The organism is Raoultibacter phocaeensis (genome assembly GCF_901411515.1).
Taxonomy (GTDB): Bacteria; Actinomycetota; Coriobacteriia; order Coriobacteriales; family Eggerthellaceae; genus Raoultibacter; species Raoultibacter phocaeensis.
On sequence record NZ_CABDUX010000002.1, the window covers coordinates 881,487 to 904,130 of the forward strand.

At 58.2% G+C, this 22,644-nt stretch carries 23 protein-coding genes; 12 read left to right on the forward strand and 11 right to left on the reverse strand.

All coding sequences use genetic code 11. The annotated features are described in order from the left end of the window. Nucleotides 1-45: 45 nt before the first annotated feature. The 3 genes from FJE54_RS11530 (at nucleotide 46) to FJE54_RS11540 (ending at nucleotide 3,271) form a co-directional block, all read left to right on the forward strand. Nucleotides 46-924 (forward strand): LysR family transcriptional regulator, encoded by an 879-nt coding sequence (locus FJE54_RS11530; RefSeq protein WP_139652912.1) that lies wholly within the window; start codon nucleotides 46-48, stop codon nucleotides 922-924. A 42-nt stretch (nucleotides 925-966) separates the two neighbouring features. Continuing rightward, nucleotides 967-2,409 (forward strand): B12-binding domain-containing radical SAM protein, encoded by a 1,443-nt coding sequence (locus FJE54_RS11535; protein ID WP_180326717.1) that lies wholly within the window; start codon nucleotides 967-969, stop codon nucleotides 2,407-2,409. Nucleotides 2,410-2,605: 196 nt separating this feature from the next. Then, nucleotides 2,606-3,271: a haloacid dehalogenase type II gene (locus FJE54_RS11540; protein ID WP_139652913.1), complete on the forward strand. Its 666-nt coding sequence runs from the start codon at nucleotides 2,606-2,608 to the stop codon at nucleotides 3,269-3,271. Between the two features lie 93 nt (nucleotides 3,272-3,364). Here FJE54_RS11540 and FJE54_RS11545 read toward each other — a convergent pair whose 3' ends face one another. Together FJE54_RS11545 and FJE54_RS11550 are read right to left on the reverse strand one after the other, a co-directional pair. Continuing rightward, the gene (locus tag FJE54_RS11545; RefSeq protein WP_139652914.1) at nucleotides 3,365-5,128 is read right to left on the reverse strand and encodes an AMP-binding protein; all 1,764 of its coding nucleotides are present in this window, start codon (nucleotides 5,126-5,128) and stop codon (nucleotides 3,365-3,367) included. Nucleotides 5,129-5,210: 82 nt separating this feature from the next. Further along, nucleotides 5,211-5,795 (reverse strand): helix-turn-helix domain-containing protein, encoded by a 585-nt coding sequence (locus FJE54_RS11550; RefSeq protein WP_139652915.1) that lies wholly within the window; start codon nucleotides 5,793-5,795, stop codon nucleotides 5,211-5,213. A 361-nt stretch (nucleotides 5,796-6,156) separates the two neighbouring features. On the opposite strand from FJE54_RS11550, the gene FJE54_RS11555 reads away from it, so the two are divergent. Beyond that, a complete protein-coding gene (locus FJE54_RS11555; protein ID WP_139652916.1) occupies nucleotides 6,157-6,552 on the forward strand; it encodes a MerR family transcriptional regulator in 396 nt (131 codons plus the stop codon). A gap of 112 nt (nucleotides 6,553-6,664) precedes the next feature. On the opposite strand, the gene FJE54_RS11560 is transcribed toward FJE54_RS11555, so the two are convergent. Then, nucleotides 6,665-7,588 carry an EamA family transporter gene (locus FJE54_RS11560; RefSeq protein WP_139652917.1) on the reverse strand — a complete coding sequence of 308 codons (924 nt, stop codon included), beginning with the start codon at nucleotides 7,586-7,588 and terminating at the stop codon, nucleotides 6,665-6,667. Nucleotides 7,589-7,704: 116 nt separating this feature from the next. On the opposite strand from FJE54_RS11560, the gene FJE54_RS11565 reads away from it, so the two are divergent. From FJE54_RS11565 to FJE54_RS11595, 7 genes are all read left to right on the forward strand, one after another. Continuing rightward, nucleotides 7,705-8,505, forward strand: a complete 801-nt coding sequence (locus FJE54_RS11565; RefSeq protein WP_139652918.1) for a nucleotide-binding protein — start codon at nucleotides 7,705-7,707, stop codon at nucleotides 8,503-8,505. 99 nt (nucleotides 8,506-8,604) lie between these two features. Next, on the forward strand, nucleotides 8,605-8,811 hold the full coding sequence (locus FJE54_RS11570) for a 4Fe-4S binding protein (RefSeq protein WP_139652919.1): 207 nt from the start codon (nucleotides 8,605-8,607) through the stop codon (nucleotides 8,809-8,811). A 2-nt stretch (nucleotides 8,812-8,813) separates the two neighbouring features. Next, entirely contained in the window at nucleotides 8,814-9,878 is a 1,065-nt protein-coding gene (locus FJE54_RS11575) for a 3-methyl-2-oxobutanoate dehydrogenase subunit VorB (RefSeq protein ID WP_139652920.1), read from the forward strand. A 4-nt stretch (nucleotides 9,879-9,882) separates the two neighbouring features. Beyond that, nucleotides 9,883-10,710, forward strand: coding sequence for a thiamine pyrophosphate-dependent enzyme (locus FJE54_RS11580; protein WP_139652921.1), 828 nt, complete (start codon nucleotides 9,883-9,885; stop codon nucleotides 10,708-10,710). A gap of 2 nt (nucleotides 10,711-10,712) precedes the next feature. Next, complete coding sequence (locus FJE54_RS11585; protein ID WP_139652922.1) at nucleotides 10,713-11,249, forward strand: 2-oxoacid:ferredoxin oxidoreductase subunit gamma family protein; 537 nt, start codon at nucleotides 10,713-10,715, stop codon at nucleotides 11,247-11,249. A gap of 10 nt (nucleotides 11,250-11,259) precedes the next feature. Then, nucleotides 11,260-11,811 (forward strand): helix-turn-helix domain-containing protein, encoded by a 552-nt coding sequence (locus tag FJE54_RS11590; RefSeq protein WP_139652923.1) that lies wholly within the window; start codon nucleotides 11,260-11,262, stop codon nucleotides 11,809-11,811. Between the two features lie 171 nt (nucleotides 11,812-11,982). Further along, nucleotides 11,983-13,656: an AMP-binding protein gene (locus FJE54_RS11595; protein ID WP_139652924.1), complete on the forward strand. Its 1,674-nt coding sequence runs from the start codon at nucleotides 11,983-11,985 to the stop codon at nucleotides 13,654-13,656. Between the two features lie 138 nt (nucleotides 13,657-13,794). Here the strand turns inward: FJE54_RS11595 and FJE54_RS11600 are convergent, their stop codons facing one another. From FJE54_RS11600 to FJE54_RS11630, 7 genes are read right to left on the reverse strand one after another with little or no spacing between them, the layout of a single operon-like run. Then, nucleotides 13,795-14,718, reverse strand: a complete 924-nt coding sequence (locus FJE54_RS11600) for a slipin family protein (RefSeq protein WP_139652925.1) — start codon at nucleotides 14,716-14,718, stop codon at nucleotides 13,795-13,797. Then, the gene (locus FJE54_RS11605) at nucleotides 14,715-15,125 is read right to left on the reverse strand and encodes a GntR family transcriptional regulator (RefSeq protein ID WP_139652926.1); all 411 of its coding nucleotides are present in this window, start codon (nucleotides 15,123-15,125) and stop codon (nucleotides 14,715-14,717) included. Before FJE54_RS11605 ends, FJE54_RS11600 begins: the two co-directional genes overlap by 4 nt. Before the next feature lie 25 nt (nucleotides 15,126-15,150). Next, on the reverse strand, nucleotides 15,151-16,047 hold the full coding sequence (gene nrfD / locus FJE54_RS11610; RefSeq protein WP_139652927.1) for an NrfD/PsrC family molybdoenzyme membrane anchor subunit: 897 nt from the start codon (nucleotides 16,045-16,047) through the stop codon (nucleotides 15,151-15,153). 33 nt (nucleotides 16,048-16,080) lie between these two features. Further along, nucleotides 16,081-16,791 (reverse strand): ferric reductase-like transmembrane domain-containing protein, encoded by a 711-nt coding sequence (locus FJE54_RS11615; protein WP_139652928.1) that lies wholly within the window; start codon nucleotides 16,789-16,791, stop codon nucleotides 16,081-16,083. Next, nucleotides 16,782-17,519, reverse strand: a complete 738-nt coding sequence (locus tag FJE54_RS11620; protein WP_139652929.1) for a TorD/DmsD family molecular chaperone — start codon at nucleotides 17,517-17,519, stop codon at nucleotides 16,782-16,784. Before FJE54_RS11620 ends, FJE54_RS11615 begins: the two co-directional genes overlap by 10 nt. Before the next feature lie 56 nt (nucleotides 17,520-17,575). Further along, nucleotides 17,576-18,193 (reverse strand): 4Fe-4S dicluster domain-containing protein, encoded by a 618-nt coding sequence (locus FJE54_RS11625; protein WP_139652930.1) that lies wholly within the window; start codon nucleotides 18,191-18,193, stop codon nucleotides 17,576-17,578. 15 nt (nucleotides 18,194-18,208) lie between these two features. Further along, a complete protein-coding gene (locus FJE54_RS11630) occupies nucleotides 18,209-20,692 on the reverse strand; it encodes a molybdopterin-containing oxidoreductase family protein (protein WP_139652931.1) in 2,484 nt (827 codons plus the stop codon). Nucleotides 20,693-21,128: 436 nt separating this feature from the next. Between FJE54_RS11630 and FJE54_RS11635 the strand changes: the two genes are divergently transcribed. Next, nucleotides 21,129-21,980: an aldo/keto reductase gene (locus FJE54_RS11635; RefSeq protein WP_139652932.1), complete on the forward strand. Its 852-nt coding sequence runs from the start codon at nucleotides 21,129-21,131 to the stop codon at nucleotides 21,978-21,980. A gap of 78 nt (nucleotides 21,981-22,058) precedes the next feature. On the opposite strand, the gene FJE54_RS11640 is transcribed toward FJE54_RS11635, so the two are convergent. Further along, nucleotides 22,059-22,625: a DUF4352 domain-containing protein gene (locus tag FJE54_RS11640; protein WP_139652933.1), complete on the reverse strand. Its 567-nt coding sequence runs from the start codon at nucleotides 22,623-22,625 to the stop codon at nucleotides 22,059-22,061. Nucleotides 22,626-22,644 lie beyond the last annotated feature (19 nt).

The window sequence follows — 22,644 nt, forward strand, 5'->3', positions numbered from 1 at the left end:
TGTGGTTGCCACGGGCAACTGCAGGGAGCGCGAGGGGTTGTCGATATGGATTTTAGCTACTGTAAAGAGCTGATCGAATTGGCGGACCAGCTCAATTTCAGCAAAGCGGCTGATCGACTCTACATTACGCAATCGACGTTGAGCAAACACGTTGCGCTGATGGAGCGCGAAACGGGATTCAGGATATTTGACAGAAGTACAGCTCGAGTAGAACTGACGAAAAGCGGAAAGATATTCATCGACAGCATACGTGAAGTTGTCGAGCGGTACGAAGCTGCTCTCAGGGAGGGGAGAGAGCTTGAGAAGGAGCAGGGAACCACGGTTCGAATTATCGGCCCGCTGCTAAACGAACAGATAATATCAAAGGTGATAACCGCCCAGTCAAAGCTTGCAGCGGAAGGGACCGGCGTGCGATTGTCGTTGTCCGATACCGGCGTTCGCGATTGCCACGAGGCTCTTCTGAGCGGACGAACCGATATAGCGGTAGGGTTTCGCTACGGTATCGACGAGGAGGGGCTTGAGTACGCGCATATCGGGGAGATTCCGTTTGGCATCGCGTGCCATGATTGCCATGGGCTTGCTCGCAAAACTCATCTTGGATTCGACGACATAATCGGGCAGAAGATCGTTTCGTATCCCATTGCGGGAAGAAAGCGCTACCATGCATACGTCGAAAGCGTACGTCGAAAGCATGGCATTGTGCAAAAGATCGAGTATCTAGAAGAGGGTGTGCTTTGCTTTCCCGATGATGAGCGAAGCATCGTTTTCGGCATTCATTTCCCTGGCTATGCTCGCTACGGCGGCGATATGATCGCGCGACCGCTGGATGAACGAAGCGATGTGTTCGATGTGTGCGTTGTCAAACGAACGGTTGAAGACAGCCTTGTCATCGACGCGCTTTTCGAGGCTATTGCTGCCTGCTAGCGGTATCACGCAGTATAATGCGGTGCGGAGGTGGCAGTTCACGTGGAAATTTCGAAAGTGCGGTTCATCGAGCCAGGGAACAGACCCTACCGGCCGAGCCCTAAGAATCTCTATACCTACGAGCGGTATATTCGCAATCCATCCATCGGTCTTATGACGCTTGCGACCATCGTGCACGAGAGCGTGCCCGATACGTTCATGTATTCCGAGTCGGTTTCGAAGGTCGTATGGGACGATGTGCTCGATGCAAATGTCGTGTTCATCGGAATATTCACGTTTGCCGCTTTGCGGGGATACGAGATTGCCGAACGCATCAGGCGCGAATCCGATGCGGTAGTGGTGTTGGGCGGCCTCCATGCGTCGATGAACTATCCCGAGGCTGTCGAGCATGCCGACTACGTACTGCTTGGGGAAGGCGACGAATCGGTCCTCGAGCTCTTGGCTTCGCTCGAACGCGACGAGGTGCCGTCGTTTCCGGGTATCGTTTATCTGCGCGACGGCGAGGTCATATGCGCGGGGCAGAGGCCTGCTCCCCATGATATCGATACCGTACCCGATCGATTGCTTCTGTATCGCTACGACAGGATGGCATCGCGCAACACGCTCTGGCCGCAGGTGCACGCTTCGCGCGGGTGCCCGCACTCCTGCGATTACTGTGCGGTTGTGCGACATTTCGGCAGAAAGGTTCGCACGCGCAGCGTGGAATCGGTGCTTGAGGACATTCGGCAGGCGATCGCTTTCCACGAGCGGGGGACGCTCCCTCGGTTAGCCCGAGTCGTATGGCTCACCGACGATAATTTCTTCGCCGACCGCGCGTGGGCGATAGAGGTGCTCCGGGCCATTATCGCATCCGACATCGACTACGCGTTCACCGTACAGGCGCGCTACGAGGTCGGATTCGACGACGAGATGCTCGATCTTATGAAACGCGCGGGATTCTTCGAAGTGGCGATGGGCATAGAATTTCTTGAAGACGAGAGCTTCGAGGCATACCATAAACGCTGCACGCACGACGATATTGTGAGGGCCATCGAGAACATCCAGGCACACGGCTTGAACGTCCGCGGCCTGTTCATCGTGGGTGCCGATACCCATACTTCAGGTGTGGGCGAGCGCCTTGCGCGTTTCGTCATCGAGCACGGTTTGCGTGGCGTGCTCATTCAGGCGATGTACCTGGTGCCCGGAACGCCGGCCTACGATGCGGCGAGCGATCGCCTTATCGATGACGACTGGTCGCGTACCGACGGCAAGGTGGTCATGGAACCCCTGAGGATGTCTGCCTGCGAGTTGCAGGAGGAGATCATTCACGCGAGCAGGACCATTTACTCTCGGAAGCGGCTTATACACGCGATACTGCGCGAATCGGGCCTCGATCGGCTGTTGTTTGTCGGAGAATACTTTTGGCAGAAGAGCATTCGGTCGGATTTGAAGGCCGATTTGCCGTATCTGCGCGCGCGGGAAGGGGCAAAAGCAAATCGGACATGAAGGCGGCAGGACCGTTGGTCGCAAGACGATCGGCGATCCTGTTTGCTAGCGCCCGCGTTGTGCCTCATCCTGAGGCAAGAGCGCGCGTAGCCGGCTCAACGCGCGCGGGCTTTCCCTCGTCTTTCGCTCGTCGTATACTTGACGAAAGCGGTTAGCGCAGAATATCGCGCAGGCGAAATCACCGAAAGGACGGGGCATGATCGAGGGAGTAGCGTTCGACGCGTACGGTACGTTGTACGACGTGTATTCGGTCGAACAGAAATGCGAGGAGAACTATCCTGGCAACGGCGCAGCCATCAGCCGCATGTGGCGGCAGAAGCAGCTGGAGTACTCGTGGCTGAGAACGCTCATGGGGCGCTACGAGAACTTCTGGCGCGTTACGCAAGACGCCCTGCGCTACACGCTTGCCGACATCGGGCTTAAGGCAGATGCGGCCGTACTCGACGAGATCATGGAAACGTATCTGAAGCTTGAAATGTATCCCGAGGTCATCGAGGCTTTTGCTCTACTTGGATCCCGCAAGAAGGTCATACTTACCAACGGCAACCTCGAAATGATCGAGCCGCTCGTTGAACGTTCGGGCCTTGCCGCCCATCTCGACGGCTGCCTGAGTGCCGATGAAGTGGGCCTGTTCAAGACGCGACCGGAAGTGTACGGGCTTGCGATCGAGCACATGGGCCTTGAGAAGGAGCAGGTGCTGTTCATATCCTCGAACGGATGGGACGTCGCGGGGGCGAAATCGTTCGGCTTCACGGTCGGATGGATCAATCGCGCGGGAAAGCCCGCCGAAGAGCTGGGCGTTCGGGCGGATTACGACGTACCGAACCTGCTTGCGCTTGCGCAGGCGGTTGCGGGCTCGTAGCCCTGTATGCAGAAACCCCCGGTATGCATCTCGGCAAACGGGGGTTTCTGCGTGAACCGTACGGGATGGGTTTTCGCACGCAGCTGCGTGCAGCTATTCGGCCTTCCCGTCTTTGTTGCGGATAACCGCGCGGCGGATCTTGCCGTTCACGGTTTTCGGCAGCGCATCTACGTAATCGATGATGCGGGGGTACTTGTACGGCGCGGTCTGGTGCTTGACCCACGTCTGCAGCTCCTTGGTGAGCTCGCTCGAAGCTTCGAATCCAGGGGCGAGCACGACGGTAGCCTTTACGGCGAACCCGCGCAGCTCGTCGGGCACGCCCGTAACGGCGCACTCGGCAACCGCTTCGTGCTCGAGCATGACGCTTTCGATCTCGAAGGGCCCGATGCGGTAGCCCGACGATTTGATCACGTCGTCGTTTCTGCCAACGTACCAGAAGTACCCGTCTTCGTCGCACCATGCGGTGTCGCCGGTGTGGTACCAGGTGCCGTGCATCGCATCGGCAGTCTTCTCGTCATCGCGATAGTACTCGAGCATAAGCCCGGGCATCTTCGGCTCGCACCGGATGCATATCTCACCGGTTTCGCCGGTATTGCAGAAGGAACTGTCCTCGCGCAGGATGCGCGTCTCGTACAGCGGTACGGGCTTGCCCATCGATCCCGGCCTCGGCACCGAGTTCGTGAGGTTTGCGATGGTGAGCGGCGTTTCGGTTTGTCCGAAGCCCTCGTAGATCGTGAGTCCCGTGTGCTCCTTCCAGAACGTGAAAATATCGGGGTTGAGCGCTTCGCCCGCCGTCGTCGAGTACGAAAGCGACGTGAGATCGTAGGCGTCCACATCGTCCTGCATGAACATGCGGTACATCGTCGGGGGGCAGCACAGCGTGGTGATGCCGTATTTGGGAATGAGCGAGAGGATGTCGCCCGCGTGGAAACGGTCGTAGTCGTAGGTGAACACGCACGCTTCCATGAGCCACTGGCCGTAGTACTTCCCCCAGACCGCCTTGCCCCAGCCCGTGTCGGCGATGGTGAAGTGGATGCCGTCGGGCTGTACGTTGTGCCAGTGCTTCGCCGTGATGAGGTGGGCGAGCGCGTAAGCGGAATCGTGCAGGACCATCTTGGGGTTTCCCGATGTGCCGCTCGAGAAGTACATGAGCATGGGCTCGGCCGAAGCCGTTTCGCAGCGCTCGAAATCCTCGGAAGCTTCGCGTACGATCGTGTTGAAATCGAGCCATCCTTCGCGGACGCCCGGCTTCGCGCAGATGCCCTGCGCTCCCGAGAGCTCAGGGCCGATCGGGTGGTCTTCGGGGGAGAACACGAGGTTGTGCTCGGCGTCTTCGGGAGTGAGGCCGCCGCCTGCGCCGTTCACGATGATCTTGGTTTCGAGCGTCGGGCAGTTGGCCTCGACGTTGTCGCATACCTGGGCGATATCGCCTAAGTCGGTGCAGATGATGGCCTTGATGCTCGCACCGTTCAAACGGTATTCGAGATCGTGCTCCTTGAGCATGAACGTGGCAGGCACCATGACCGCGCCGAGCTTGTGGAGCGCGGTGGCGACGAACCAGAACTGGTAATGGCGCCGCAAGATCACCATGACCATGTCGCCGCGGCCGATGCCCTGGTCGCGCAGAAAATTAGCGGTCTTATCCGACCAGTATTTCATATCGGCGAACGTAAAGGTATGCTCTTCGCCCTCGGGGTTGCACCACACCATAGCGCGGCGATCGGGGTCGTTTACGGCGATGTCGTCGACGACATCGTAGCCGAAGTTGAAATCGTCAGGGCAGGTGACGACGAAGGTTTCGAGCTGATCGAGCTCGTTGTAGGATTCGGTGACGTAGCGGAGGTTTATGTTTCTCATGGTGTCTTTCTTTCGATGGGCGGCTTGGCCGCAGGGACGAGGCGTTCGCGTTTTTACGGCACTGTCGACTGAGCGGCAGTGCCTACGAAATCGAGTCGTCCTGGGGTTTCATGACGATTGCGAGAAACACGCACGGCTCGCCGCCCGTTGCGATCATGCCGTGGCCGCGGCCGGAATCGTACATGAGCATATCGCCCGCTTCGAGCTCTTCGACATGGTTTTCGTAGGCGAAGCGCAACGTGCCTTTGAGGATGAAATCGATCTCCTGACCTTTGTGGTACGACAGGTGGATCGGCACGTCCTGCTCTTCTTCGAGGTACGGTGCGGTTACGAGGAACGGCTCGGCGAGTTTGTTCTTGAAATGGGGCGCTTTGTGCAGGTACTCGAATCCGGCGCGGCGCTTGATCGATAGGCCCTCGTCGGCCCGCATGAGGGAATAGCCGCTCAGGTGCGGGTTTTCCCCGGTGAGGATCTCGATCACATCGACTCCGAGACGCTCGGCGCACTTGTAGAGAAACGTGAACGACAAGTCCTGTTCTCCGCTTTCCTGCGCTGCGTATTCGGAAACGGTGCGCCCGGTGGCGTCGGCCATCTCCTGCATCGTGAGGTCCATGTCCTCGCGCAATGCGCGAATGCGGCCCGCTACCTCTTTGATGTTCGGCTCCATGAACGCTGCACCCCTTTTCTTTGCTTTCTCGGTTCGGTGAATTTTCCAATTGTATAGCAAGCGATTCTTATTGGGTGGAAAGATCGCATAAATCTCCAAGGTGTTCCAGAAATTCCGGTCAGAGAAGCGCGCGGAAGGGCAGAAGCGGGGGAAGAGCGGCGGTGCGCAGATGGTGGGGAAAGGCGGGTGCACCTTCCCGCCTGAGGAGCGGGGTTTACGCGAGAGGGCATGGCAAGCGGGAGACCGAGGGCGAAGCGCCAACCTTGCAACCGTATGGAAATCTTGGAAGGTTGCGCTTGACTTGGAGTCGGCTCTAAGTGGTATAAAGGTTGAAAGGAAACCGATACGCGAGGAGCACGCAATGCTGATCGCTGAAGTGAGCAAAACATACGACATATCCGCCGACACGCTCAGGTACTATGAGCGCGTGGGCCTTATCCCGACGGTCAACCGCCGCGCCAACGGGATCCGCGACTACGACGAGAGCGATCTGAGTTGGGTCGAATTCATCAAATGCATGCGCGCTGCCGGCATCCAGGTCGAAGCGCTCATCGAGTACGTGGCGCTTTACCAACAAGGTGATGAGACCAATGAGGCGCGCAAGGAAATCCTTGTCGAGCAGCGCGCTCAACTGGTGAAGCGCATGGAAGACATGACTGCAACGCTTAAGCGACTCGATTACAAGATCGACAACTACGACCGCATCATGCGCGGCGATATCGGCGAGTCGAAGTGCGGAGCTGAGTCGTCCGACTAAGCGGTTTCCGGGTTTTCGCAACGGGGGTCTCGATCGAGGTGTGGCCGTTTCGAGCTGCAGGTCGAAAGGTTTCGGATCGCGCCGTCTGCCGACATTTTTCCTCGGTGATTTCTCACAGAGGAAACACGGCATCGTCTGGGTGTGCGCGCGGAAGCAGGTTCGGCAGCTGCGAAAGCACGATTCCTGCGAGGATCGTGATGATGCCGATTGCCTGGATCATCCCAAGAGGCTCTCCGATAACGAGGGTCGACAGGGCAATGCCGCAGGGGAGCTCGGAAGACGCCATGATGGTGGCGATTCCCGGCAGGAGGTGCGGTGTTGCGATTCCGAACAGAATCACGGGTATGAAGAGGGCGCACAATCCCAAAACGAAACCGTACTTCCAGATGCCCGCGCCGAGTACGCCGCTTGCGAAATAATCGGGGCACAGTATGAAGCCGAGAATGCACGCCCCCATACAGACGACGAGTCCCCGCTCGATGGGTGGAAGTCCGACGCCGACGCGGCTCGAGAAGAACATGAACGAGGTGCAGCTGACGGCTGAAAGCAGACCGCAGGCCATGCCGATAGGGTCGAGCTCGCCCGCCGTATCGAACAAAAGACCGCTTGCCATAAGCGTTCCGCCCAAGATGACGGCAGCGGCGATTACCTCGGCTGCATGCGGGCGGCGGCGCGTGACGATCACCTGGACGACGATCCCCATCCACGTGAACTGGAACAGCAGCGTGATGGCAACCGAAACCGGCAGCACGGCGAGCGCGTAGTTGTACAAAACGGTCCCGATGCACGTGTTCAACCCCAATCCCAGCAGGGCGAGCACCTGTTTGGGCGCAAGGGGGACGAGGCGTACGCCGCGCGCTCGCAAGAAGAGAACCGCTGCGGCAAACAGGAGCGTGGCGAACAGCGCTTGGCTCGCCACGACCTGGGCCCAGGTGAAGCCGGCGGCGTAGGTGATTTTCACCGTAGTAGCCTGCGCGCCGTAGCTGGCGCCGGCCAAAAAGACGATCCCCGAGTATTTCAAAGCGTCCCTGCGCATAGGGTCATTCTAACGTATGGCGGCCGTTCGGGCGGTTCGCGAAACCCGATCGACGGTTTGTGCGGCAGAATGATGGGCGATGTGGTTGAATGGAATCGAACAGGAAGGATAGCCGCATGAACGAAGTCGGGACGCACAGCGGGCCCCCGGGCGAAACGGAGTCCGAAAAAGTCGGTTCGGGAAAGGCGTCGAACCGTACGGCAACGCTCTTTCCCCTCGCGCCGATAACGGTGGTGATCGGGCATTACGGGGTTGGAAAGACGAACTTTTCCATCAATCTGGCGCTCGATGCCGCCGCGCGCGGATATGCGGTTACGCTCATGGATCTCGATGTGGTGAATCCTTACTTCCGCTCGAGCGATTACCGCGAGCTGCTCGAAGGTGCGGGCGTGCATGTGGTGAGTCCGATCTTTGCCGGCACGACGATCGATTCGCCGAGCCTGTCGGGGGCGGTCTACACGGCCATCGAGGATGCGATTCGGCAAGGAGATGACGGAGAGACGTGCGTCATCATCGATGCGGGCGGTGACGATGTGGGGGCTACGGCGCTCGGCAGGTTCGCCCCGCGCATCGCCGAGGGCGACCACGAGGTCCTCTACGTGGTGAACCGCTACCGCAACCTTACCCAAGAGCCACGGGAGGCGGCAGAGCTGCTCGGAGAAATCGAGGCGAAGGCGGGGCTTTCGGCGACGGGCATCGTGAACAATTCGCACCTCAAAGAGGATACGACCGAAGAGGTTGTGGTTGCAGGCACCGCCTTTGCAAACGAGGTATCCGAGCGCCTCGGTTTACCAATCGTGTGCACTGCGGTGCCAAAACGGATCGTTGACCAGAAAAACGGCACGTTTTCGAAAAACGCAGCTATCCAAAACGTGTATCCTGTGCAAGTGTATGTTCGTACCCCGTGGGGCACCTGACAACCCGGTACATATCTGCACCGAGCGGCCGCGTAAAGCGGCTTTGGTGTACTTAGGCGGGCGTTCGCGCGGTACGCAATCAGACGAGGAAGGTTGATCATGCCGAGAATTATCGTAGACGATCATTTCTGCAAGGGGTGCGGCTTGTGCGTCGACGCATGCCCGGTGGATATCATCGAGCTGGACTACAAGAAGATCACCGCGAAGGGCTATCACCCGGCGCGTCTGACCGATGAGGAAAAATGCACGGGTTGCATGTCGTGCGCCACGATGTGCCCCGACGTTGCGATTACGGTGGTGAGGTAGACATGGCCGAAAAAGTACTGATGAAGGGCAACGAGGTCTTGGCCGAGGCTGCGCTGCGCGCTGGATGCCGGTTTTTCTTCGGCTACCCGATCACGCCGCAGACCGAGCTTGCCGCCTACATGTCCAAGCGCATGCCGAAGGTGGGCGGCACCTACCTTCAGGCCGAAAGCGAGATCGCGGCCATCAACATGGTCTACGGGGCTTCGGCGGCGGGCGCGCGCGTTATGACGTCGTCGTCGTCGCCGGGAATCTCGCTGAAAGGCGAGGGCATCTCGTACATGGCGGGTGCCGATCTGCCGGGCGTCATCGTGAACGTGCAGCGCGGCGGCCCTGGCCTCGGTGGCATCCAGCCCTCGCAAGCCGATTACTGGCAAGCCACGCGCGCTACCGGTCACGGCGATTTCCAGCTCATGGTGTTCGCGCCCTCGACGGTGCAGGAAATGGCGGACTGCGCGTTTCTCGCCTTCGAGAAAGCCGACGAGTACCGTATGCCCGTCATGATCCTCGCAGACGGCATGCTCGGCCAGATGATGGAGCCGGTAGTGTTGCCCGAGCCCAAAGACGATCTGCCCGACAAGCCGTGGGCGACGACCGGCCACAAAAACGAGCGCGAGCACAACATCGTGAACTCGCTGTATCTCCAAGCCGCCGATCTCGAGCGCCTCAACAACGAGCGCTACGAGCGCTATGCAAAAATAAAGGAAACCGAACAGCGAGCCGAACTCTTCATGACCGAGGATGCCGATATCGTCGTTGTCGCGTTCGGGGCTTCGGCCCGCATAGCGAGAAGCGCTGTGGTCGCGGCTCGCGAGAAAGGCATCAAGGCGGGTCTCATCAGACCGATCACGCTTTGGCCGTTCCCGAGCGACGCGATAGAGGGCGTGATACCCCACGCGAAAGCGCTGCTATCCGTCGAGATGAACATGGGCCAGATGGTCGACGATGTTCGCCTTGTCGCTGCAGGGCGCGTTCCAGTTGAATTCTTCGGACATACGGGCGGCATCATCCCGACGCCCGCAGAGGTGCTCGAGCAGATCGAGGCATTGGACGGAAAGGCAGGTGCTTAAGGCGATGGCAGCTGAGGAAACAGTGATCTTCGAACGCCCCCGTTCGCTTCTTCCCGTTATCACGAACTACTGCCCGGGGTGCCCCCACGGCATCGTGCACCGACTCGTCGCCGAGACGCTCGACGAACTCGGCGTCGAGGGCAAGACCGTCGGCGTGGCGCCGGTCGGATGCTCGGTTACCGCAACCGATTTCTTCGGATGCGACATGATCGAGGCTGCGCATGGGCGCGCGCCTGCGGTGGCTACGGCGGTCAAGCGCGTGCACCCCGACAACGTCGTATTCGCATATCAGGGCGACGGCGACCTCGCGAGCATCGGCATGGCCGAAACCATCCATGCGGCAACGCGCGGTGAGAACATCACCGTCATCTTTATCAATAACGCGATCTACGGCATGACGGGCGGCCAGATGGCTCCCACGAGCCTGCCGAACCAGGTCACCCAGACAAGCCCCTACGGTCGCGACGTCTCTTCGGCGGGCTATCCCATCCGCGTGTCCGAACTGCTTTCCTCGCTCGACGGCGTCGCCTACATCGAGCGCGTGTGCGTAGACAGCCCGAAAAACGTGCGCAAGGCGAAGAAGGCTATCAAGCACGCTTTCCAAAACCAAATCGACGGTGTGGGGTATTCGCTGGTCGAGGTCGTTTCAACCTGTCCTACCAATTGGGGTCTTACGCCTCAGGACGCGTTTGCATGGATGCGCGAGAACATGCTTCCGTACTACCCGCTCGGGGTGTATAAAGATGTGATCGCCGAGGGGCACGCAAGCGTGGCTGAAGCTGCGGCAGAGCGCGCCAAGGGCTGCCCGATCGCCTCAGGCAAGGGGGAATAGCAATGGCTCAAACGTACAACATCGTTCTCGCTGGGTTCGGTGGCCAAGGTATCCTGTTCGCGGGCAAGATCATCGCGACAGCAGGTCTCATCGACGACCGCGAGGTATCCTGGCTGCCCTCCTACGGTCCCGAAATGCGCGGCGGCACCGCAAACTGCAGCGTCTGCCTCTCCGACGATCCCATCGGCAGCCCGCTTGTGGTTGCGCCCGATACGCTCGTCGTCATGAACCAGCCCTCGCTCGACAAGTTCGAGGATGCGGTAGCCGAAGGCGGCATCGTCATCGCTGACTCGACGCTCGTACAGAACATTCCCGCAATCGAGGGCGTTCGCATCTGCGCGATTCCGGCCACCGAGATCGCAGAGGAAAACGGCCTCAAAGGCCTTGCCAACGTCGTATGCGTAGGCAAGCTTTTCAAAGAGACGGGTTTTTGCAGCTCCGAGACGCTCGATGCGGCAATCGAGAAATGCGTTCCGGCGTCGAAGAAGGGCATGCTCGACAAGAACAAGCGCGCGCTCGCGCTTGGCATGGAAGCGTAAAGGAGGCCGCATGGTCACGGAGTTCGCCGAAATCGGCTTGCGCATCAAAGGGTTGCGCGAAGCCTGCGACGTTACCCGCGAAGAGATGGCGAAAGAGCTCGGCGTTTCGCTCGACACGTACGTCACCTGGGAGGAAACGGGTGCCGACGTGCCCATTTCCGCAATCTACCACCTGGCTCACAAGTTCGGCGTCGAGTTTACCGAAATACTTACCGGCACGGCAGCCAAGCTCAACAGCTACCATGTGGTTCGAAACGGCGAAGGCCGCGAGGTCGATCGGTACCCGGGATACCATTTCGAGGATCTCGCATGGCGCTACAGCGGCAAGATCATGCAGCCGCTTTTGGTGGTACTCGATCCAAGCGACGAGCCCGCCAAGCTCGTTACGCATTCGGGACAGGAATTCAACCTGGTGCTTGAGGGGTGCGTAGTTGTCACCTGGGGTGATAAAGAGTTCGAGCTGCGCCCTGGCGATAGCATCTACTTCAATCCCGAGTACCCTCACGGCCAGCGCTGCGGGGGAGACGTGCCCGCCAAGTTCGTCACCATCATCGCCGAGTGACGAGCGCGCTGCTCGAAGTTGCCAGAATGCTGTTTCCCTGCGACGAGTTTCGCCTCACCGGTCAGGGCAGACCCGACGTTCGTTCTGGAATCGCAAACTTGCCCGCCTTGCCGACCCGCTGAACGCCGCACCGCTTCGGCGCATGCATGAACAGGAATAGGAAAAAAGATAGTGGATTACATATTGAGCAAGTACTGCCCCCGCATCGAGTTCGACTCATACGAGGATTTCTTGGAGAACTTCACGATCGAAGTTCCTTCCGATTTCAATTTTGCGTACGACGTTGTGGACGAATGGGCGCGCGTAGAACCCGACAAGCAGGCGCTTTTGTGGTGCGATGACAGCGGCGAGGAGCGTGCGTTCACGTTCACCGATATCTCGAAGCTCTCGAACAAGGCCGCGAATGCGTTTCGCAAGCTCGGCATCCACAAGGGCGATGTGGTCATGATGATCCTGCGCCGTCGCTGGGAGTACTGGGTGTGCGCGATGGCGCTCTGCAAGATCGGTGCGACCATCATTCCGGCGTCGTTGCAGCTTACGAAGAAGGATATCGTGTACCGCGCCGAAAGCGCGAACGTGAAGATGCTTATCTGCGTGAACGACGACTACGTGTGCTCGCAGGTTGAGGAGGCGATGCCCGAATCGCCGAGCATCGAGGAGCGGATCGTCGTCGCAGGCGACCGCGACGGATGGCGCAGGTTCGCAGAGCTCATCGAGGACGAATCGGAGCAGTGGGAGCGCCCGACGGGAGATGCGGCCACGACGGCCGAAGACATCATGCTTATCTACTTCACGAGCGGCACGACCGGGCTCGCCAAGGCGGTCGAGCACAATTTCGCGCATCCGCTCGGCCATATCATCACGGCGAAATACTGGCAGCAGGTCAAAGAGAACAAGCTGCACATGAGCGTGACCGATTCGGGCTGGGCCAAATTCGGCTGGGGCAAGATCTACGGCCAGTGGATCGCGGGTGCAACCATCTTCGCCTACGATATGGACAAGTTCGTGCCGACTCACCTGCTTCAGAAGATCCAGGACTATCAGCTCACCACGTTCTGTGCGCCGCCGACGATGTATCGGTTCATGCTGCAGGAGGATGTAGCATCCTACGACCTTTCATCGGTTGAGAACTTCGCGACGGCGGGAGAGCCTCTCAATGCGGAGGTCACGCTTGCTTGGGAGCGCCTGACGGGCAAGAAGATCCGCGAGGGGTTCGGCCAGTCGGAGGGCCCTGTGCTCCTCGCAACGTTTCCCTGGGTCGTCCCGAGGCCCGGATCGATGGGCAAGCCATCGCCGCTGTTGAACATCCGTCTGCTCGATGCAGAGGGCTCTGAGGTCGAAGATGGCGAAGAGGGTGCAATCTGCGTCACGAAACTGAAGGAAGCGTACCCGCCCGGCCTGTTCGTCGGCTACTACAAAGATGACGAGAAAACGCGTGAGGCGGTAGGCGGCCCGTACTACAACCTGCACGATATGGCGTGGCGCGACAGCGACGGCTATTACTACTTCGTCGGGCGCGACGACGACGTGATCAAGTGCAGCGGCTACCGCATCGGGCCCTTCGAGGTGGAAAGCGCGCTTGTGGAACACGATGCGGTCATCGAATGCGCGGTCACGGCGGCGCCCGATCCCATCCGCGGCAAGGTCGTGAAAGCCACGGTCGTGCTCGCGAAAGGATGGGAACCAACGGATGCGCTTGTGAAGGAGTTGCAGGATCATGTGAAGCACACGACGGCTCCTTACAAGTACCCGCGCATCATCGAGTTCGTCGACGAGTTGCCCAAAACCATCGGCGGCAAGATCAAGCGCAAGCTCATCCGCCAAAACGACGGAATCAACGACTAGGATACTCGTGCGGCACGTAAATCTGCCCAGGCCCTTCTGCGCATGAACGCGGAAGGGCCTTTTTAGCACCTGGCGGCGGTGTGCTGTAAGCGCGCTGTCTTGGCTGCCTAGACCGCCGAGCCGCGCTAGGGCGCAGCGCTACTCGAGGATGTCCTTCACGGCCTTTGAAGCGGCTTCGTTGAAACCTTCGCTGTACGCGCTCGGCACGACCACCATGCCACCGTGCTCCTTCACGCTATCGTACACGAGGTTCATGGTACGAAGCTGCAGGGCTTTCTCGGGTTTGCCGTAGTTCGTGGCTGCATCGACGTACATGTCCGAAATATCGCGCTCCACTTCGGCGAGAATCAGGCGTGCATCGCGCTCGCGCTCGGCCTGCGCCTGGCGGGACATAGCGGCTTGGAGCTCTTTGGGAATCACGATGTCGCGGATTTCGACCGAGACGACGGTGATGCCCCAGTCGTCGACCTTTTCCGATATGATGCGTTTGAGCTCCTCGTCGAGGTAGGTGCGCCGCATGGCGATTTCCGAGAGGCAGATCTGCCCGATGACGTCGCGCATGGCCGTTTGGGCCGCAAGCGAGATGATGGCCTCGTAGTTGCGCACCTGTTTGCACGCCCGCTCGACGTCCCAGACCACCCAGAACAGTACCGTGTCCACGTTGACGGGTACCAGATCCGAAGAAAGCGTTTCCTCGGCGTCGAACGATATCGTCCGTATGCGCTGATCGATTTTGGCTGTTTCGGATTCGACGATGGGAATCGTAAAGTAGATACCTGGGCCTACAATGCGGTTGAACTTTCCAAACCGGACTATGACGGCCTTCTCCCATTCGTAGGCGATGTGGGCCGAAAGAAAGCAGAGAAAGCCGACGAACAGGGCGGCGAGCACCGTCCAGACGTTCGCGATACTCCATGTGGCGGCGAGCACGATGCCTGCGGGAACCGCGAACGCCGCTGCTGAAAATGCCATGGCCCCGCTGCGCGAGGTCGTACTGCTTTGGCTGTCGAACTCGAATCGGTCTTGGTGGGCGGGCAGCTCGTTTGCCTTACTCTTCTTCATCGGGTGCCTTCCTCTTCCTTTGCTTCGCTTGCGCGGCGGCGCTCGACACGTTTTGCAACCTGATTGGGGATGTCGTCGAGTGGAACGCCCATGTCGAGGCATTGTTTGATCATCATATCGATAACGTTATCGGCGGGGGAGTCTTCGACCGGGGCGCTTGATTGCGAGACATCGCGAACGAACGTGCCGCGCCCTCGATGCGAGACGAGGTATCCGTCATGGAGAAGACTCAGGTACACCTTGTTGACGGTGTTGTAGTTGATTTTCAGGGATATGGCCAGATCGCGTACTGTCGGAAGCTTATCGCCTGGTTGGTAGTGCCCCGACGAGATGAGATACACGATGCGGTTTTTAAGCTGCAACCAGATGGGAAGGCTGCTCGCTTCGTCGATTTCGAATATGTCCAACAAGCTCTCCATCTGCCGTCTGTCGTCAGAATGCAAACATGAACGCGGAAAGGTGCACTCCGCCGAATATGGTGCAGTACCGCAAGAAAAACGCTCCTGTAAGAATAAGGCATCCAAGCACGATGAAGTACGTCGGATACCCCGATAAGCGCGAGGAAAAAACAACTTCCAAAACGATCGGAAGCACGAGGCCGCAGGCGGCGAAACCGATCCAGAACTGCCCGGCGAGCTGTCCGGCGACGAGCGCTTCTACCGAAGCGAGCGCTGCGGCATCGCCCGAAAGATGCACGGCAAGCGCGACCACTGTGGCGATTTCGAGCGCGATCAGAACGACATCGACGGCAAGAAGCGTGCGAAGCGCTGGCACCGTTTGGCGCATGGTGGATTGGGGGAATGCCGAAAGAAGCATGACGCCCGCGATTCCCGACGAAAACGACGAAAGCGTAAACAGTACGGGAATGCATACGGAAAGCCACAGCGGCACAGCTGCCATGCTGCTGAGCAGAACCCCCGTGTAGACGATGACGACGAGCGAGAGTACTGCCGCGGCCGCCCGTAGCGCAATGCCGGGCAGGGGACGGGCGAAGGCTCTTTCCCTGAACGCGAGCACGGCAAGCAACGCAATGCACGCCATGAGGCCGGTGAGCGCGTACGTTCCCACGGTGATGGCCGAGAACGTCGGTTTGACGAAGAGCAGCAGGGCTTTCTCGGGCAGCGCAAGATCTTTCATGAGGCATGCAGAGCCTGCGGCAAGCGCTGTGAACGCAACGACGAGTGCAGGTTTGGCGATTGCGCGATTCAGTTCGACCCACGGGCGCTTTCCGCTTCGCGCGCGGTGCTCGACGAAGAGCGCAGCCAGACACAGGCCTCCGCCTACGCCGCCGAGGAACAGGTACCATACTATGAGATCGCTGAACAACACCGTAACGTTCGTGACCTCCTCATGAAATTCCCGTTATTCCCTTGCTGGAATGCTCGATGCCTTCGAAGTCTGCGTGCTTCGCTCGCGTATGGCTTTTCCGATCCTCAGCACGCAGTACGATCCGAAGAGTACAGTATAGACGATGATGCTCGTCGATGCCTTCTGCCCGAAGCCCGAGGCCGATGGCCCGAGAATCAGCAGCACGTGGACGAAGACGAGCAGAAAAAACGGATAGGCGAGCCTTTGGATGCGCTTCCACGCTTCGCCGCTCATGCGTTTGCGAACCGCTTGGATGGAGGTAGCGGTAAGGGCTGCAAGGAGCGCGACAAGAAGAAAGCTCACGGCGAACGAGGCTATCATCGTTGTGGGCATGTTGCCGAGGCGCGATGCGAACTGCCCCGCATACGAGGCGAGGTAGTTGACGACGTGGCCGATTGCAAGGATCGCAGCGATGATGGAAAGCTCGCCTCTGATGGGAGCAAGGTAGGTGCGCGCTTTCGACGCTTCGGGCAAAACGCCTATGAACATGACAACAGCGATCAGGCCGAACGCAAGCAGGCACCGCTGAACGTAGGGATAGGCGATCCGCGCGAGTGCGGGGATGTCGCCGCCGAAAGACAGCGCTGCGAATGCGGCGACGATCGCCGTCGCAATAAGGTAGAACACCGCGGGATGAGCCCTGATCGCATTTCTGAGCGCGCATGCAAACACGACGCTGATAACGAGCGCTAGAATTATGTCCATGGTGACTCCTGGCTCGCAGGCGTACCGCCGAACAGGGCAATCCCCATCATCCCCACGGCATCGTAAAGGGAGCACCTGCTTTCCTCCGCGCAGCGCTCGAAGAAGCGCAAGAACCATTTTTCGACGTGAAGGCGGGTGAACTCTTCAAGGAGCGTTTCGGTTTCGCCGAGCAGCGCATCGTTTTCTTCGGCGATTGCGCGGGCGCTTTCCGCATGCAAATGGGCGAGGAACTCGAGCTCAGTTGACATGCTGTCGGCGGGGAGGTTCATCGCAGTACTCTTCTTGAGTCCCGCTTTGCGGTAGCAGCGCTCGGCATCGAGCGCGGCGGGATTCACGAACAGGCGTGCACCGGTGCCCGGTTTGCCCTCGCGCATACGTTCGTCATCGAGAAAAACTCCCTCGAAAAGCTTGACTGCGGGGTGATCCGGATGATTGAAGAGCCTCGTGTACTCGCAGCGGATCGCGTGCATGGCCTCGTGGTCGCAGCGAACTTCGTGTGATGCGGCGCGAAGGCGATCGACTGCGGTGTCGAAGGCGGATCCCGAAAGACCCGCTTCCCGTCCTACGGCCAAGAAGTCTTCGTGCAGCGTGCCTTCTGCAAGGCCGCCTTCAAGCTCCTTCGTCGGAAACTGCACGAGCAAGGCGAGCAGGGAGAGGTAGTCCGACAGTGCGGTGTGGAGGATCACTGCAAGGCGTGCAGGCTTGGATGCGATCGTTGAGCTGATCATGGCAGAATACCTTCCAAACGGGTGGGGTCGAGGTTGATGCTCGACCCCATGCTCATTTACACAACGTAGTACACGTTCGGTTCGGTCCCTGCGTCTTCAAGCAGACGCTCATAGGTTTTTCCTTCGAGGAACTTGCTGATCTCGCTTTCCGGATCGTCGAGGTCGCCCCAGTAGCGTGCGCGACCGAGACACAGTTCCATGCATGCGGGCTTCTCTCCGCGCTCGAGTCGGTGGATGCAGAACGTGCATTTTTCTGCGGTGCCAGCAACGTGTTTGGGGGCATCCCAATCGCCAAGCTGGAAATCAACGACGTATTCGGGCTCTTCGCTTATGAGGGTGCGAACGTCATAGGGGCACGAGGTGATGCAAGTTCCGCAGCCGATGCACTCGTCGGTGTTCACGGCAACGATGCCGTCTTCCCGTTGATACGATGCTCCCGTCGGACACGTTGCCACGCATGCTGGCTTGCTGCAATGCTGACAACCGATAGGGTAGTGCTTCTTGGTCAAATCGGTCGGGTAGGTACCAGAAGCCGTATCGAGGTAATCGCCGCCTTTCGTTGCGACCCTACTATACAAAATGCCGTTGGGCAGGTTGTTGTTCGACTTGCAGGCTACGGTGCAGGCGTGGCAACCCGCGCACGATTCAACGTCTATTGCCATAGCGTAACGCATATTCGGTCCTCCTTATCAAATCGTGGTCTTCTCGACTTCGCACAGCGTGTCGAAAGGATGCGTGCCCGGGCTGAACGTACCTTGTTCGAGGGGAAGCAAGCTGGGATAGCTTCCGTCAACATATTGCTTATCCCACCATGTGTGCTCCGTCTTAATCATGCCTGGTCTCATACCTGCATCCAGATGAGCTCGAAGCACTACCGAGCCGCGATCGTTATAGACCTTGACGTAGTCGTTCTCCACAATACCGCGCTCGTCAGCATCGATTTTGTTAATCGAAAGCGTTGGTTCAGGCTGTATGTCCGTAAACCATGGATGCGTTGAAAACTGCGTATGTACCTTCAGCCGATCACGGTGTGAAATGAGGTTGAGCGGATACTTCTGGCTGAGAGGATTTTCGGGGTTATACGCTTCGGTGGTTGGTTGGTAGGTGGGCAGATACCAAGGCGTCGGATCGAAATCTTGGCCTATGTCGAACCAAGGCCGAGGCTTTTCAAGATAGAACTCCGCGCGACCGGTATCGGTTGCAAAGGCAAACGTCTTGTCGTTCGGATCGCCAAACAAATACGGTATCGGGCAGACTTGGATGTGCTTCTTTTCCTTGAGGGCATCCCACGATAGGTTCCATGCTTCGCTTGCTTCGCCTTGGAGAAAGAGCGATTGATACGTATCATTTTGGTAAACCGAGCTGTCGTAGCCTAAGCCCTCGGCCAAAAGCCGAACGATTTCAACGTCGGTTTTGCATTCGAACGGTGGGTCGACTGCTTGCTCGTTGAATTCGGCATACGGTGTCGGGCACGTAATAAAGGTTTCGTATTCGAACCAATGAGGTACCGGTAACACGATGTCGGAGAATCGTGCGGTGTCGTTCATAACCGTGTCGGCCGTAATGATGAGCTCGATCCCCTCCATGGCTTTGAGAAGCTCAGTGCGTCCCGACATGTTCGATAACGTATTTCCGCAGAAAAAGAGAAGGCTTTTCGGCGTGATGGTCTGTTCGCCGTACGTGTTGCTTTCCATGATCGCAGGAAGGTTGTCTATGCAGATGCTCGTTGTGGGCACAGGGTTTTCCGGGAACATACCTGCAAGGAAGTTCACGCAATGAGTTCCCATGGTGGAGCCTCCCATGGTACCCGCTATACCAGCACCCGTTTTTCCCATCTGCCCGGTTACCATGGGAAGCGCGAACACGGCTTGCGTGCCGGAAGCACCATGACTCCGATGATCCATGCCGAAGCCGATTTCTAAGGTAGTCGGTCCATCTACGTACATATGGGCCATATCGACAATGGTGGCGGCATCGATTTCGCAGATCTCCGCTGCCTTTTCAGGTGTCCATTCCGACACGTGATTGGCGAGAAGGTCGAACGCGGTGGTGACGCTGATGCCTTGCGCGTCGAAGCTTCCTCTGATTTGGGGATCGGCGATTTCATCGACTGGTCCGAACGTTCCGTCGGCAGCGCAGACGGCCAAAGGGTCGATCATAGTTGGCTTGCCGTCGCGGCCGACAGGACCTTCGGTAGGTTCGACGCCCAAATCGCTCATACGCAGATACGAATGATCTTCTTTCACCAAAAACGGTGCGACGGTCATACTTGCAAGATAGCCCTCATCCTGAGTGCCTTCGCTGATGATTACGTTGAGCATCGCGAGCGCCAAAGCGACATCGGTACCCGGCTTGATAGGAACCCAGAGATCGGCACGTTCGGCCATGTCGGTGAAAACGGGATCAACTACTATGATCTTCGTTCCGTTTTTGACCGCTTCACGTATATAGACCCATCGCGTGATCTGGGCAATAGAACCATTACTACCCCAGCAGAATATGTGCTTGGCATTCTTCACGTCCGAACCGTCGTTGCCGTGAAGATATATACCGCGTCCAACAAGGCGCTTTCCTACATTGAGCGCGGCCATATCGTACCCTGAATCCCAGTTGACTCCCCCAAAATGATTGAATAGATGCTGGTAAACGTACTGGTTGTATGCATAGGTTCCCGCACCGTAGTTCATGGATACGCTGGTGCCGCCAAATTCGTCGATGTAGCTCTTCCACCGCGTTGTGATGTACTCAATTGCTTCGTCCCAGGAAAGACGTTCCCATTCGCCTGCACCGCGCTCAGTGCCCTCGACGCGGCGCATTGGGTATTGGATACGATCGGGATCGTAGATGCGTTGCGCATGGGATAGGCCGCGTTGACACAGGCGCGTGTCGAGCGGATCGTCGGCTTCGATAACCGATGTCTTAACAACTTTCCCGTCGCGTACGTGCACGTTCATCCGGCAGCCGCCGCCGCAGTTTCCGCGGCAAACTCCCTGATACAGCTTTTCTTCAGGTGCTTCGATCGGTTGCGATGGCTGCTCTTCGAGCTCCTCTTTGGGCGCGCAGCCAACGCCGGTGAGCGCCGCAAGGCCGAGCGTCGCCGCGGTTCCTTTGAGAAAAGCACGGCGTCCGAACGGTGTTTTCGATAGATTGACAGTACTGGTATCCAGACTCATGTTTTAAAACCCCCTTGTTCCACTTTCGATTTTCTTCCGAGTACAGAAAGATCGTTCAGCGGCTTACCCCCTTTGACATCGTTCGAGTTTGGGATCCCACTCCGATACTTGAAACGACATGTCGCAAGAAGGATGCGGATACGTGCCCTAGAACACGGCAATGATTTAGCTTCGTATCGTCTTCCCCCTATGATTGTCTATATTATCATACTAAAACTATGATTACTAGATACAGGAGTGGAACGACTATTCTTTTTAGAGATGAATGAACGCTGCGTGTCGCCGCTTGTTCGTTCTTCGTCTTGCAGCAGGACGACAGGGAAATGCCGAAACCCTACGCTCTATGACATCCCCGCTACGAACTCGTGACGAATTCCTGGAAAGCACCCATGCGCGCCTATGATGAACAGGAGCAAACTACCGAAGGGAGAACCTTATGAACAGCCCTCGCGATACCTTCGTACTCCGCAACGGATACGAGATACCCTGCATCGGATTCGGCACGTGGCAAAGCCCTAACGATGAGAAGACCATCGATGCCATCAACGTGGCCATCGACGCCGGATACCGCCATATCGACACTGCCGCCGCCTACGACAACGAAGAAGCGGTGGGGAAGGCCATCAAGGGCCTTGAGATCCCCCGAAGCGAAGTATTCGTAACGAGCAAGCTCTGGAACAGCGAGCGAGGTTACGATACGGCGCTCAAGGCGTTCGATCAGTCGCTCAAGAAGCTCGGGCTCGACTACCTCGACCTGTATCTGATCCATTGGCCGGCCGCACGCGGTCCCGAGGATGAGTGGCAGAAAACCAATTCAGAAACGTGGCGTGCGTTCGAGAAGCTTTACAAGGACGGCTATGTGAAAGCCATCGGCGTAAGCAACTTCAAACCGCATCACCTTGAAGCACTCATGAGCGAAAGCGAAATCGACCCGATGGTGAACCAGATCGAGATGCATCCCGGCTTCCCAGAGACCGAAACCAGGGATTTCTGCGATTTGAGCGGCATCCTCGTCGAAGCGTGGTCGCCGCTCGGATCGGGGCGCGTCCTCGATGACGACCGCTTGCTTGAGATAGCTGCCAACTACGGAGTCACGGTGGCGCAGCTGTGCATCCGCTGGATCCTGCAAAACGGTGCGCTCCCGCTGCCGAAATCGCTTACGCCCGAGCGTATCCGCGAGAACGCCGACGTGTTCGGATTCGAGATCAGCAAAGAGGACATGCACAAGATCAACGAACTCGAGCAGTTCGGCATGTCGGGTCTCGATCCCGATGAGGTCACGTTCTAGGAGATCGAAACCTTGGAAAACGAAAGCCGCCGATCGATTCGGCGGCTTTCGTTTTGCGGGCATGCGCAACCTGTTTGCTTAGAGGGCGATCGGCAGTTTCACTTCGACTTTGTCTTTGATAAGGTTGTCGAAGACGATGAAGTAATCACCGTTGTCCTCGTACAGGACGTGCATGGTCGATTCGATGGTTGCACCCGGTCGTGCGTCGCCTGCGAAACCGATGTTGGAATCAGAGAAGAAGCTCGATACGTCTTCGAGCTGCGTTCCGCTCGGACCGAAGGCTTTGTAGTAGAACATGTTGAGGCCTTTGGTCTCATCGGAGTTGTTGGTCACCGAAATCGGTATTGCGATGACGGTCGCTCCGTCATGGTCGCTGAATTGGTTTTCCAACGTAGCTGTCTGAATACCGGAGCCCAGCGTAATCGTGAGTCCATCGAATTCGAACGGCGTGTCGAAAGTGATTTCAGCGGGTGCTTCGGGCTGTGCCGGTTCGTTGTTCTGCTCGGCCGAGCTCGAAGAACCCGCATCCTGGCTTCCCGAAGATGCGTCGTTCGAGCCTGAGTCGGCTCCCGAACAACCGGCGAGTGCGAGCGCCATGATGCAAATGGCTGCGCACAAAGCGATCAGTCTGTACTTTGCTTTCACGTGAGTGTCCTCTCTCTTG

Bases quoted from the DNA above. Each gene is read 5' to 3' on its own strand.
- FJE54_RS11530 (WP_139652912.1), top strand. From the start codon at position 46: ATGGATTTTAGCTACTGTAAAGAGCTGATCGAATTGGCGGACCAGCTC.
- FJE54_RS11540 (WP_139652913.1), top strand. From the start codon at position 2,606: ATGATCGAGGGAGTAGCGTTCGACGCGTACGGTACGTTGTACGACGTG.
- FJE54_RS11545 (WP_139652914.1), bottom strand. From the start codon at position 5,128: ATGAGAAACATAAACCTCCGCTACGTCACCGAATCCTACAACGAGCTC.
- FJE54_RS11550 (WP_139652915.1), bottom strand. From the start codon at position 5,795: ATGGAGCCGAACATCAAAGAGGTAGCGGGCCGCATTCGCGCATTGCGC.
- FJE54_RS11555 (WP_139652916.1), top strand. From the start codon at position 6,157: ATGCTGATCGCTGAAGTGAGCAAAACATACGACATATCCGCCGACACG.
- FJE54_RS11560 (WP_139652917.1), bottom strand. From the start codon at position 7,588: ATGCGCAGGGACGCTTTGAAATACTCGGGGATCGTCTTTTTGGCCGGC.
- FJE54_RS11565 (WP_139652918.1), top strand. From the start codon at position 7,705: ATGAACGAAGTCGGGACGCACAGCGGGCCCCCGGGCGAAACGGAGTCC.
- FJE54_RS11570 (WP_139652919.1), top strand. From the start codon at position 8,605: ATGCCGAGAATTATCGTAGACGATCATTTCTGCAAGGGGTGCGGCTTG.
- FJE54_RS11575 (WP_139652920.1), top strand. From the start codon at position 8,814: ATGGCCGAAAAAGTACTGATGAAGGGCAACGAGGTCTTGGCCGAGGCT.
- FJE54_RS11580 (WP_139652921.1), top strand. From the start codon at position 9,883: ATGGCAGCTGAGGAAACAGTGATCTTCGAACGCCCCCGTTCGCTTCTT.
- FJE54_RS11585 (WP_139652922.1), top strand. From the start codon at position 10,713: ATGGCTCAAACGTACAACATCGTTCTCGCTGGGTTCGGTGGCCAAGGT.
- FJE54_RS11590 (WP_139652923.1), top strand. From the start codon at position 11,260: ATGGTCACGGAGTTCGCCGAAATCGGCTTGCGCATCAAAGGGTTGCGC.
- FJE54_RS11600 (WP_139652925.1), bottom strand. From the start codon at position 14,718: ATGAAGAAGAGTAAGGCAAACGAGCTGCCCGCCCACCAAGACCGATTC.
- FJE54_RS11615 (WP_139652928.1), bottom strand. From the start codon at position 16,791: ATGGACATAATTCTAGCGCTCGTTATCAGCGTCGTGTTTGCATGCGCG.
- FJE54_RS11620 (WP_139652929.1), bottom strand. From the start codon at position 17,519: ATGATCAGCTCAACGATCGCATCCAAGCCTGCACGCCTTGCAGTGATC.
- FJE54_RS11625 (WP_139652930.1), bottom strand. From the start codon at position 18,193: ATGCGTTACGCTATGGCAATAGACGTTGAATCGTGCGCGGGTTGCCAC.
- FJE54_RS11630 (WP_139652931.1), bottom strand. From the start codon at position 20,692: ATGAGTCTGGATACCAGTACTGTCAATCTATCGAAAACACCGTTCGGA.
- FJE54_RS11635 (WP_139652932.1), top strand. From the start codon at position 21,129: ATGAACAGCCCTCGCGATACCTTCGTACTCCGCAACGGATACGAGATA.